The following is an 11,425-nucleotide window of genomic DNA, read 5'->3' on the forward strand; positions in this document are numbered from 1 at the left end:
AGACCTAAAGGCGAAGATAGGGTTGCAGGCGCACAATCACCAGACAAAGGCCGCCATAGGACTTATGGCGGCGCGCCTAGATTTCTTCGGGCTTGACCGGATCGATCCTGCTTGCCCCGCCCGCAGACCGCCGCCGTAGCACGAAGATCAACGCGCCGCCTGCCAGCAGGAGTGCAAAGGGCAAGCCCCAGAGCAGCACACCACCCGGCCCTTCAGCCGATGGACGAAACAGGACGAACTCGCCATATCGCTCGGCAAACCAGTCACGAATTTCCTCATTCGACTTGCCTTCCGCCACCAAGACGCGAACACGGTCCCGCATGTCGGCCGCGATATCCGAGCCTGAATTGGAAATCGGTTCATTCTCGCAGGCGACGCATCGGATTTCCCGCATCAGATCCTGCGCGCGCGTTTCCTCCTGCGGGTCCGCCAGCTGGCCTTCAGCGGCGAAAAGCATGAAAAGCGAGGCGAGCAGGACTTTCATGATGTGACCGCCTTTTTCTTGCGCTTGTCGACCATGCTGAGACCGGCGCCGAGCCCGATCAGCAAGACGCCGAGATAGATAATATCGATCAGTGGGTTCACAAACACTTCGAACGTCCAGCGGGTCGGCCCACCCGCCGTCCGGCGCCCATCGCCGAGCGCGACATAGAGGTCGGACACGCCCGTCTTGTGGATGGCGGTTTCCGTGGTCGGCATGCGCGCGGCAGGATAATAGCGCTTCTGGGGCCGCAGCTCGGTGCGCGTGCCGTCCCGCTCAGCGAAGAGATGCGCGCGGTCAGCATACCAGTTCGGGCCTTCGATGCTGCGCACATCATCCAGTGTCATTGTCCAGCCTGCGACCTGCGCGCTCTGGCCCGGCTCAAGCGCAAGCGTGGTCTGTGTGCGACCGGAGGTTTCAAGCACAGCGCCCATGACGAACAGGCCAAGGCCCGCATGGGCGAACGTCATGCCCCAGACCCGCAAGGGCAGTTTCGGCAAGCGATCAACGGTTTTGGCCCGCCGCCAGATTTCCTGGCCCGCCCCGAAGATAAGCCAGAGGCCAAGAGCGAGACCGATCCCGGCCAGCAAGGGAATGTCGAACGGTCCGATGCCTGCAAGCCAGAATACGCCAACAAGGCCTGCGAATCCTGCCGCCCATTTCCACAGCGAGGAGATATCCGCCTTGCCCCAGGACCAGGCCTGAACGATGGGAAGCGCAATCAGCGCCAGCGCCATGATCGGCGTGAAAGTCATATTGAAATAGGGCTCGCCGACCGAAATGGTCTGTCCGACCGCTTCGGCGATCAATGGGAAGAGCGTGCCGAGCAGGACGGTTGCGGTGGCCACTGTCAGGACGAGATTGTTGCCCATGAGCGCGCCTTCCCGGCTGGTCGCGAGCCATTCAGGCCCACCCTGCAGCTTCGGCGCCCGCAGCGCGAAGAGCAGCAGCGCACTGCCGCCAAGCACAAGCAGACCGCCAAGCAGGAGCGAGCCGCGCAGCGGATCGACGGCAAAGGCGTGCACCGAGGTCAGCACACCGGAGCGCACAAGGAACGCGCCGAGCATGGAAAAACAGAAAGCCAGCACAGCCAGAAGCGCCGTCCAGGCGGAAAAACTGCCCCGCTTTTCAGTCACGATCATGGAGTGCATCAGCGCCGCGCCGATCAGCCAGGGCATGAGGCTGGCGTTCTCGACCGGATCCCAGAACCACCAGCCGCCCCAGCCAAGCTCGTAATAGGCCCAGTAGCTGCCCAGCGCGATGCCAAAGGTGAGCGGTACGAAAGCGGCAAGCGCCCAGGGCCGCGCCGTCTTCGCCCAGTCACGGTCGATCTTGCCTTCGATGAGGCCCGCTGCGGCAAGCGCGAAGACGAAGGAATAGCCGACATAGCCAAGATAAAGCATCGGCGGGTGGATCGCGAGCGCCGGGTCCTGCAGGAGGGGGTTGAGCCCTGAGCCTTGTAGCGGCGCAGGATCAAGCCGGGTAAACGGGGAGGACGCAAGCAGGAGATAGGCGAGCGAGGCAAAGTTGAGCACACCCTGCACGCCGAGCGCGCGTGCCTCGAAAACGGGCTTGCCGGTCTTGAGCAAATATGCGCCGGCCGCGCCAAAGCCGATACCGACAAGGCACCAGAGCGCCATCGACCCCTCATGATTGCCCCATGTACCGGCGATCTTGTAGGCCAGCGGCTTCAGCGTATGAGAGTGCGCGGCGACCAGCTCGACGGAGAAATCAGACCGAACGAACGCCCAGACGATCGTCAGGAAAGCAAAGGCCATCGCCAGAAGGGCCAGCTTGGCAAAAAGTCCGGATGCATCGCGGGCGCCTCGAAGCCCGAGCCCCGTCTGCGCCGCGCTGAAAGCTAAAGCCAGGAATGCTGCGAAATGGCCAGCTTCGATCATGAAGTCGGCTGTCCTGCCCGTTTCAGTTCGCGCGGCTCATAATTCTCATCATGCTTGGCGAGGATGGATTCAGCCTCGAAGTTTCCGTCGGTGTCGAAACTGCCTGTGGCAACAACGCCTTCGCCCTCGCGGAAGAGATCCGGCGCGATGCCGGTATAGGACACCTCGACCGTCTCACCGCTGCTGTCTTCGATGAGGAAGGTCATGTCAGCTGCGTCGCCATAGGTGAGCGAGCCGGTCTGTACCCAGCCGCCGACACGCACGCGCTTGCCCTGGTCCGGCAAGCCTTTATCGGCGATCAGGCCGGGCGTGTAGAACAGATCGGCATGCTGCCTCAGGGCTACAGCCGCAAGCGCTACAGCGGCGATCAGCACAACCGCAACGGCGCCAACACCCCAAAGTCTCTTGGTTCTCGCTCTCATGGCCTCACCCTATACTGAAAACCGGCAGGAATGGCACTGCGACCAACACAACCTGTACAGCACTTAATGCAGTGCCGCCTATCCGCCAGAGCTTTCTGCCTCGCGGGCCTCATCGACAGTCGACTTGAATGCTTCGAGCATACCGCGCCTCGGATCTGCGGGGTCGAGCGGCGCGAGGATCTTTTCCCAGTGCGCTTCAGCCGCATCGACATCGCCGGTCTCATAGGCTGGAAGGGCTGAAAGCAGCCCTGCGCGCACCTGTTCCGGGTCGAGTTTATAGGCCCGGTCGTAAAGGCGCGCAGAGGCCGGCGTCACCCGTCCGCCATCGCGCAGCATGACCATATCAGCCAGCGCAACGAGAGACGGCACATGCGTGTCATCGCGGCGCAGCGCCGACTGGAAGGCGCGGATCGCATCATCGGTCCGCCCCTCAGCGCGCATGATGACGCCAATGAAGTGGTGCGGCTCCGGCGCGTCCGGGTCCTGTCTCGCCGCCATCTGGAGGCGCGCCAGCATTTCGGGCGGGCTGAGCTGGGAGACATCGCGGGCCGCGAGTTCGGCCTCCCGCTCGGCATAGGGCTGCTCGGCGAGAAGCGGGCTGCCCTTGAACAGGTACAGGCCGAGGGCGGCGAGGATCGAGCCGATCAGGACAAAAAGCGTCGGCCGGGTCATGACTTGCGAAGACCAATCGTGGCGCGCAGCCCGCCAAGTGGGCTGGTAGACAGGGTGAGCTTGCCGCCATTCATCTCTGCGATATCGGCCACGATGGAGAGGCCAAGCCCTGTCCCGGGCGCCGTCTCATCGAGGCGCACCCCGCGTTTAACGGCCGCTTCCATTTCTTCGGCGGTCAGTCCTTCGCCATCATCATCGACATGGATAAACATCAGCGCGTTGTCGCCCTGCTCTGCAGAAACATCAACGCGCGCCTTCGTCCACTTGCAGGCATTTTCCATGATATTGCCGAGCATCTCTTCCAGATCCTGCTGTTCAATCCGCACATAGAGGTTCGGGGCGATGTTGGAAGAGACCTTAATGTCGCTGGCCTCAAAGAGGCGGTTCAGAAGCCGCACCAATCCATCGACAACCGGTTTGATTTCTGTTCTCACGCCCAGCGCTTCTGCGCGGGCCGCCGCCTGGGCGCGTTTCAGATAATGATCGACATTCGACCGCATCGCCTCTGTCTGCCGGCGCACAACATCGTCGAGCGGCGTCGGGCCGTTCGCCTCATTGCGCAGCACAGCCAGCGGCGTTTTGAGAGCATGCGCGAGATTGCCGACATGGGTCTGCGCACGCTCGACAATGGCGCGGTTATTGTCGAGCAGCTTGTTGAGCTCATCGGTCAGTGGCACGACCTCAACCGGATAGTCGCCATCGAGCTTGGCGCGCTGGCCGCTTCTGATCTGAGAGATATGCAGCTGCACCCGCCGGAACGGCAACAGCGCCAGCCTGAGGCCCACCCAGAGCGCGATGAGCGTGCCACCCGCCAGAAAGGTCATGCTGATCAAAAGCAGGAGACGAAGCTGGTTTGCGCCTTCATCCGTCGCTTCCCGGTCGGCCGCGGACATAAGCAGGATTGGATTGTCGCGATTGGGCACAATAATGGATTTGACGGCGACGCGCAGGCGCTCGTCTGCCGGGCCAATGGCATTTCCATATTTGGTGGCACCTGGATCGGCGAGCGCCTCTGCGGCTAGCTCGGCTTCGACCGGAAGAGGCCCATCCCAGAGGCTCTGCGAGCGGATGTCGGCATCGAATCCGCCATCCTCATTGATCGCGACGATCGCCCAGTACCGGCCTGAAAGCGGCAGATTGTACCGGACATCCGAGGGCAGCTTTTCTTCCTGATCGACGACACGCCCATTGGGGAGGATTTCGAGCGCACGCGGCAGGGTCGTCAGCGTGGAATCCAGTTCCTGCTCAAGCAGGCGTATCGTCTGCGCCCTGTAAGAGACGGTCATCGCGATGATGCCGCCGACAACAGCGATAATGCTCCACACGATCGCCCCGATCAGGAGGCGGCGCGACAGCGACAGCTTTGGTCGAGACGGAGAAGAAGAAGCGTCACCGGTCATCGGTTCGGTCGGGGCCAATGCCCCGCCCTACCCGGCAAGACCGGCCGTTTCCCCTTCGGGCACGACAAGACGATACCCCAGACCGCGCTCGGTCTGAATCCGCTCGGTGCCGATCTTTTTGCGGAGCCTGCCGATGAATACTTCGATCGTGTTCGAGTCGCGGTCGAAATCCTGGTCATAGATGTGCTCGACCAGTTCTGTTCTCGGCACGACGCGGCCCTGATGGTGCATCAGATAGGACAGGACACGATACTCGTGCGCGGTCAGCTTGATCGGGCGTCCATTGACGGTCGCCCGGGCTGCGCGTGTGTCGACACGCAGGCTGCCGGCTTCGATTGCCGCGGCAGAATGCCCTGTCGCCCGGCGCAGGAGCGCACGAAGACGCGCCAGTAGCTCTTCGGTGTAGAACGGCTTGGTCAGATAGTCGTCGGCGCCGGCATCAAAACCTGCCACCTTTTCGCTCCAGCGGTCACGGGCCGTCAGGATCATGACCGGGAAGTCCTTCCCGTCTTCGCGCCAGCGCTCGAGGATGGTCACCCCGTCCATCTTGGGCAGGCCGAGGTCGAGCACGACCGCATCATAGGGCTCTGTATCGCCCAGAAAGTGGCCATCTTCGCCATCGGCTGCCAGATCGACAGCATAGCCCGATTGCGTCAGTGCATCGGCGAGTTGCCGGCGCAGATCCGCATCATCTTCAACAACAAGAATTCTCATGAGACTTACCTAGTTAACGCTGAGCACGCGTCCAGACTTGGCGTCTATCGTAAATTTTACGAGTTCGCCACGTCCTGTCACCCAGTCGATGATATAGACCTTGCGCCCGCCCTGATCAAAAAGGCCGACAAAGTCTCTCATATTGCCGCCATACTGATTGCGGATGGGTCTTAGGATTTCGTTGAGCGGTTTGATTTCGCCGCGCTGGCGCGCATCGCGCGCATCATCTGCGGTGAAGGAGCTGCCCCAGCCATTTTGCGCCTGCGCTGCAGGCAGCGAGGTCAGGGGCAGAGCGCAGAGCGCAAGAGACATCAATATCCGTTTCATGCTGCCCCTTATGCACGAAGAGCCCTGAACAGTCCCTGAATGAAGGCTGAGGCGTATAGTCAGGTTATTGCCCGCCACGCCTACTGTTTCTGCGCCCAGTCCCGAAGTGCTGGATTCTTGGGGTCGGTCAGGGAAATCTCGATCCGCACATAGAGATGGCCGGGCTTGTCCTTGAACTGCACGCCTTTTCCGCGCAGGCGGAGCACTGTGCCTGTATTCGAGCCCTCAGGCACTTTCAGTGTCACCGACCCGCCAGTCGTCTGAACATCAACGCTTCCACCGAGGACAGCGGTTTCGAGCGGCACAGGGATTGTCATACGCAGATCAGAGCCGTCACGCGTCCACATCTTGCTCGGCCGGACGTGAACTTCCAGCAGCGCGTCGCCCGGCGGTCCGCCGCTTCTGGAGGGCTGGCCCTGGCTTTTCAGGCGCAGGGTTTGCCCGGTCTCGATACCAGGCGGGATAGAGACGTTGAGCGCCTTGCCGTCACCCATTGTCATCTGGCGTTTGGCGCCCTGCACGGCGTCCTCGAAGGATATATCGACACGATAGCGCATGTCGGCGCCCTTGCGCGGTCCCGGCTTTCGCCTTTGCTGGCCGAACATGCCAGCAAGGATATCCTCGAACGGATCGCCCTGGAACGAGCCGCCGCCGGTCTGCGAGTGGCCGCCGAAACCGCCGCCAAATCCGCCTGCACCAGCGCTCGCAAATCCGGTCGGGTTGCCATCTGAATCGATCTCGCCGCGGTCATACTGGGCGCGTTTTGCCTCATCGCTCAGGATCTCGAAGGCGGCCGAGGTCTCCTTGAAGGCATTGGCCTTGGCCTCGTCATCCGGGTGCAAGTCAGGATGCAGCTCCTTCGCCTTCTTGCGATAGGCCTTGCGGATCTCGTCTGCTGTTGCGGTCTTGGAGACGCCGAGGGTTTGATAAAGGTCGCGGTTCAACGGGGACTGGGTCTTTCTGTTCGTCTATCTCTTGATAACCGATAGTTAGGAACCCCCTAACGGGATTGAAACCCACGCGCCACGTCTACCATCAGCACCAAGCTCAGCGATACGCACAAGATCGTAGGCGGGCTCAAGCTGGAGCATCGGTAACTCCAGCTCTGCCTCATACAGGATTTCACCGGAAAGCTCCGCCTGAACCAGATAGGTGCGCGTCTGCACAGGGTCCGGTAAATCGAGATTATCCGGAATATCTGCTCCGCGGGGCAGCCAGCTTACGCTCCAACCGGTGACCGACCGGTTCGCCCGCAGATGAGCGACGCTCCAGGGCAGTCCGGCGCGGTCTTCATAAGCAAAGCTGAGCAACGCGCCGCCTTCTGCCTGCCAGACAAGGTCCAGCCCGGTTTCGCCGGCAGACAGCTCCGCCTGAACCAGGGCGCCATCCGCAATCACACAGGCGCCGCCAGACTCCGCCGTCGTCACGGGCGACCCAGAAAGCCCTCGCAGCAATCCGCCAAGCTGCCATTGGGACGTGCCCACAAGGTCGGCGGTTTCAAACGCGATAAGCTCCCAGCCTGCGACCCCCTGGACGAGCACCATATTTATACCCGAAAGCGCCGCGAGACGATCCGCGCTCGCCAGGTCGCCCTCCTCCAGATCGATCAGGAGTGTATTGGCCCGGTCCCAGCGCCCAAGGGGCCCGGCACCCATGCCGGCCGCCAGACGACCGATCCGCGCGGGCGTGGATAGCGTGGCGCGCTCGATGAGATTGGCGGCGTCAACGCCGGCCCGGACCGCGACACGCCCCCGCCATGGCGAGGCGCTCGCCGCAATCATCGGTCCATTCCCGGCGGCGCCCGGCAAAGCGGGTCCATCAATCAGGACGAGTTCAGGCGCGGGATAAACGATAGCAGCGTCGCCCGCCGACGGTGGCTCTAGCGCGCTCTGGACGGACGCCCCGGTTGGACGTGTCAGGCTGAGCCGCCTGAGCAGGCCATCCTCCATCACCTCGCTCACAAGCCAGCTGCCAGATAGCCCGACTCCCGAGACAAGATCGCCCGGTTCGATCCCGAGATAGTCTGGCGGCAGATTGACCACAGCCGTATCTGGCTCCAGCGCCGCAGACAGCAATCGCTGCGCAATCGCGCCCGCCTCACTCTCGGCGAGCACAAGCGGAAGCGCTGCCTCAATCGTATAAGCCGCCTCGCCGAGGTCCGAGCGCGCGTCGAGCTGCGCCGGTGCATACTGACCCCCGTCGTCAATATAGGACAGGAGGAGCCGGCCGGGTCGCTTGTCCAGCAGGGTGCGCGTCAGCGACAGTCCCGGCTCTGCAAGGCGTGCCGCGTCAACAGCAATCGCGGCGGTCGCCGCTTCTGTTACAAGCTTCAGGCCGTCTTCCCGCTCCAGAGCGGCCAGGCCATAGACCGCGCGCAGCGGCTCAAACGCCCGACGAAGTGGCACTGGACCATCAAGGACGTAGCCCTCGATCGCCCCCGAAACCGCCCCTGCATCAAGTGGCACACCTGCCCGCAGCCCCATGTCTTCCATGGTCTCGGCCAGGCTGATCAGACCTGTGCGCCCATTCAGCCAGTGGCCATAGGCCCAGTTCGGCCCGTCGCTCCACACATTCTTGCGGGATGGAAAGTCCGGCCAGGGCCGCCCGTCCCAGGCCCAGACATAGGCGACATCGATGAAAGGCTGCGCCTGCCAGTAGGTAAGAGCCGTCTCCAGGGCGCGGCGCTGGAAGATATCATCGCGCGCACCGCTTGAATAAGGTGGCAGGGCGCTCTCGGAACTCTTCGGGTCATAGAACAAATTGGGCGCGTTGCCGCCCTTGTCGACGGCAGGAAAGCCGATCTCCATCAAGCGGACGGGTTTCTGGCCCGGCGTCCAGCCTGTCGACGGGCTGTTCCTGACACCGCCCGGCCGTTCATGATGGGCATTGCTCCACCAGCCGGCGAGATCCTTCTGACGGAATACCCAGTCCTCGCCATGCGCTGTGTCGGCAATCGGTGTACGGACCTGCGCATCACGATCGGCCGCGCTCGCATAATACCAGTCATACGCCTCGCCGCCGGCCATCTGGCTTAGCAGATAGTCAGGGTCATCCGCGCCCTCATAGCCAGCCAGCGCATCGAGATGGTCCGCGCCATCGCGCCAGTCGCCTGCGGGTGGATACCAGTCTACACCGACGAAATCGACGTCTGGCGAGGCCCACAGCGTATCCAGCGGAAACAGCACATCGCCCGATTCATCGTCTGGCACATAGGCGCCATACTCGGTCCAGTCGGCCGCATAGGAGACTTCAGGCCCCGGCCCGAGGATCGCCCTCACATCGGCGGCAAGCTGGACGAGGCCTTCAACGAAAGGAAACGCGCCCGTCTCATCGCGCACACGCGTCAGAGCGGCCATTTCGCTGCCGAGCAGGAACGCATCAACACCGCCGGCGTCAACAGCCAGGCGCGCATGATGCAGGATGAAGTGGCGAAAGCCGAAATCATTGTCACTGCCGAGAAACGCGTCGATCTCGCTGCGGGCCGCTTCTGTACCATCTGCGCTCACCGTGATCCGGCCGCGCCACGGAAACGCTGCCTGTTCGGCCCCGCCATACGGGTCCGGCAGGCCGTTGCCGGGTGGCACGTCCATCAGCAGGAAGGGTGAGAGTGTGATCGCAAAGCCTTCGGCCCTGAGCGCAGCAATCCCCTCGACGACGGCCCGGTCAGCGGGCGTCCCGCCATAATTGGCCGTGCCGCCGGACTGGCTGACGAGATAGGCCTCGCCCCGTTTCTGGCCGGCGACCTCCCAGCCATAAGGCACAGTGACCCGGTCGCGCGTCTCCACACCCGGCCTTGTGCGACAGCTGCCCGCGCGCACATCGTCCCCGAACCAGCCGACCGTCAGCGCGGCGTGAGAGGTCTGCGGCAGGTCGCTCGACAGCTGCTCGAGCGACAGCTCAAAATCCGATATGCCGCGCGTATTGTTCATGTTGAGCGGCGTTTCGATGGCGGGAAAGTATCGCGACCGAACAATACTTGTTCCGTACACGAATTCACCAGACGCCGGGATAATATTGACGCCCTCCACGACCGCGCGAAGGCCATCACTGGCCGCGCCCGCACGGACCACTTCAAAGATCAGTTGCGGCAGCCGGTTGCCGAACGCGTCGAGCGGCAGGTCCTCGAATACGATATAGGCCGTGCCGCGATACGCCGGTGCGTTGCCGGCGCCTTCAATCGCCTCGATCAGCGGGTCTGGCAGCTGCGCCTCATCGCCCTTGTAAAGCCGCCAGTTGAGGCCGCTGAGATCCAGACTTTCGCCATTCGCCCAGACGCGGTCGATCCGCGTGATCTCGCCTTCGCAGATCGCGGCAGCAAGGCTTACCGAATAGGAATAATCCGCAATCTTTGGCCCGCCCTTTCCGGTCCTCCGCTCGCGTTTCTTTTCCTTGAAGCGCGACGCCCAGATAAGTTGTCCGGCCACCCGCATCCGGCCATAGACATTGGCCATGCCGGCGCCCTCCCGGCTCTCCATCACGTGAAGCGATTTGAGCCGCGGCCCCTCTGTCGCAGGCGTCAGCGCCGAATCGAGGGCGCGGCCCGCCAGCGAGCCAATCGTGCGGCCGATGACAGCGCCCGAAATCTGCGCGCCGGCGATGGTTAGGCCGTTCGGAAGGGCCGCAGCACCGACGGCGCTTCCCACTTGCGACAGGATGATTTCACCCATGGATCAGTCCTCCAGACCGGGAAAGGAAAAGGCCGCCACGATCCGCCGTGACCACCAGGGCACGAGCCGCGTCTCGCACACACTGCGGCCCCAATAAGCATGGATGATGCGCGCTTCCCCGCTCAGGATCGCGCAATGCTTGGCTGGGCAGCCGAGCCCCATGCGGAACAGCAGAACATCGCCCTGCAGCGCTGCGCCAACTGCCATTTCACTCATATGACGACGCGCCGCCTCCAGCAGCATGTCGTCGCCGGAAAGCTCGGCCCAGTCCGGCGTGTAAGCGGGCACGCGCTGCGGCTCATCTCCGACAAGCTCGCGCCAGACACCGCGCACCAGGCCAACGCAGTCTGTGCCCGCGCCTTTCCGGCTGGCCTGATGCTGATAGGGCGTGCCGAGCCAGCCGCGCGCCGCGCCTACGATATCGGCGCGCCTCATCGCTTGCCGCCATCATTGCCACTGGCCGCAGGGCCAGCGAGTATGGCATCCGGTCCCGGCATATGCGGGAAGCCGCGGAAGTTCTCTGTATTGGAAAACGTATCCCGGCAGGTCTCGAACCGTTTGTCGCAGGTCAGGCCTTCGACACCAGAAAGCCCACATCGCGCATCGCCGAGCCTCGCGTCGCAGCGGCGCGAATAGGATCGGCCGAGCGGCCGCTCCAGATCTGCCTTGAGCGAGACCAGTTCGGCCTCGAAACCCGCTTCTGTATGGGTGATTTCGCTGAGATAGCCCGTCCATATGAGAACAGAATTGTCCGGCGCTTCCCAGTCTGTCCGGTACACGTGAACGCGCGCGCCATTCCAGAGGCCCGCGCCCAGGTCTGCATCCGTGATGGCTTCAGACG

At 63.0% G+C, this 11,425-nt stretch carries 11 protein-coding genes; all 11 read right to left on the minus strand.

The annotated features are described in order from the left end of the window. Positions 1-76: 76 nt before the first annotated feature. A complete protein-coding gene (locus WA989_RS11480) occupies positions 77-484 on the minus strand; it encodes a cytochrome c-type biogenesis protein (RefSeq protein ID WP_424340637.1) in 408 nt (135 codons plus the stop codon). Further along, positions 481-2,382 (minus strand): heme lyase CcmF/NrfE family subunit, encoded by a 1,902-nt coding sequence (locus WA989_RS11485; RefSeq protein ID WP_424340638.1) that lies wholly within the window; start codon positions 2,380-2,382, stop codon positions 481-483. The genes WA989_RS11480 and WA989_RS11485 overlap by 4 nt, the downstream gene beginning before the upstream one ends. Further along, positions 2,379-2,804 carry a cytochrome c maturation protein CcmE gene (locus WA989_RS11490; protein ID WP_424340639.1) on the minus strand — a complete coding sequence of 142 codons (426 nt, stop codon included), beginning with the start codon at positions 2,802-2,804 and terminating at the stop codon, positions 2,379-2,381. Before WA989_RS11490 ends, WA989_RS11485 begins: the two co-directional genes overlap by 4 nt. A 78-nt stretch (positions 2,805-2,882) precedes the next feature. Beyond that, the gene (locus WA989_RS11495; RefSeq protein WP_424340640.1) at positions 2,883-3,476 is read right to left on the minus strand and encodes a tetratricopeptide repeat protein; all 594 of its coding nucleotides are present in this window, start codon (positions 3,474-3,476) and stop codon (positions 2,883-2,885) included. Further along, a complete protein-coding gene (locus WA989_RS11500) occupies positions 3,473-4,894 on the minus strand; it encodes an ATP-binding protein (protein WP_424340641.1) in 1,422 nt (473 codons plus the stop codon). The genes WA989_RS11495 and WA989_RS11500 overlap by 4 nt, the downstream gene beginning before the upstream one ends. Positions 4,895-4,903: 9 nt before the next feature. Next, a complete protein-coding gene (locus tag WA989_RS11505; protein WP_424340642.1) occupies positions 4,904-5,590 on the minus strand; it encodes a response regulator transcription factor in 687 nt (228 codons plus the stop codon). Between the two features lie 9 nt (positions 5,591-5,599). Then, positions 5,600-5,917 (minus strand): PepSY domain-containing protein, encoded by a 318-nt coding sequence (locus tag WA989_RS11510; RefSeq protein ID WP_424340643.1) that lies wholly within the window; start codon positions 5,915-5,917, stop codon positions 5,600-5,602. 80 nt (positions 5,918-5,997) lie between these two features. Then, positions 5,998-6,861, minus strand: coding sequence for a DnaJ C-terminal domain-containing protein (locus WA989_RS11515; RefSeq protein WP_424340644.1), 864 nt, complete (start codon positions 6,859-6,861; stop codon positions 5,998-6,000). A gap of 45 nt (positions 6,862-6,906) precedes the next feature. Next, positions 6,907-10,584 (minus strand): baseplate multidomain protein megatron, encoded by a 3,678-nt coding sequence (locus WA989_RS11520; protein WP_424340645.1) that lies wholly within the window; start codon positions 10,582-10,584, stop codon positions 6,907-6,909. 3 nt (positions 10,585-10,587) lie between these two features. Further along, positions 10,588-11,019 (minus strand): NlpC/P60 family protein, encoded by a 432-nt coding sequence (locus WA989_RS11525; RefSeq protein WP_424340646.1) that lies wholly within the window; start codon positions 11,017-11,019, stop codon positions 10,588-10,590. Next, positions 11,016-11,425, minus strand: a 410-nt coding sequence (locus WA989_RS11530) for a DUF2163 domain-containing protein (protein ID WP_424340647.1), incomplete at its 5' end; no start/stop codon positions are given. The genes WA989_RS11525 and WA989_RS11530, both read right to left, overlap by 4 nt.

It is taken from the genome of Henriciella sp. (assembly GCF_049649345.1).
Taxonomy (GTDB): domain Bacteria; phylum Pseudomonadota; class Alphaproteobacteria; order Caulobacterales; family Hyphomonadaceae; genus Henriciella.

Coding starts and splice junctions, on each gene's coding strand:
- WA989_RS11480 (WP_424340637.1), bottom strand. CDS start 484: ATGAAAGTCCTGCTCGCCTCGCTTTTCATGCTTTTCGCCGCTGAAGGC.
- WA989_RS11485 (WP_424340638.1), bottom strand. CDS start 2,382: ATGATCGAAGCTGGCCATTTCGCAGCATTCCTGGCTTTAGCTTTCAGC.
- WA989_RS11490 (WP_424340639.1), bottom strand. CDS start 2,804: ATGAGAGCGAGAACCAAGAGACTTTGGGGTGTTGGCGCCGTTGCGGTT.
- WA989_RS11495 (WP_424340640.1), bottom strand. CDS start 3,476: ATGACCCGGCCGACGCTTTTTGTCCTGATCGGCTCGATCCTCGCCGCC.
- WA989_RS11505 (WP_424340642.1), bottom strand. CDS start 5,590: ATGAGAATTCTTGTTGTTGAAGATGATGCGGATCTGCGCCGGCAACTC.
- WA989_RS11510 (WP_424340643.1), bottom strand. CDS start 5,917: ATGAAACGGATATTGATGTCTCTTGCGCTCTGCGCTCTGCCCCTGACC.
- WA989_RS11520 (WP_424340645.1), bottom strand. CDS start 10,584: ATGGGTGAAATCATCCTGTCGCAAGTGGGAAGCGCCGTCGGTGCTGCG.
- WA989_RS11525 (WP_424340646.1), bottom strand. CDS start 11,019: ATGAGGCGCGCCGATATCGTAGGCGCGGCGCGCGGCTGGCTCGGCACG.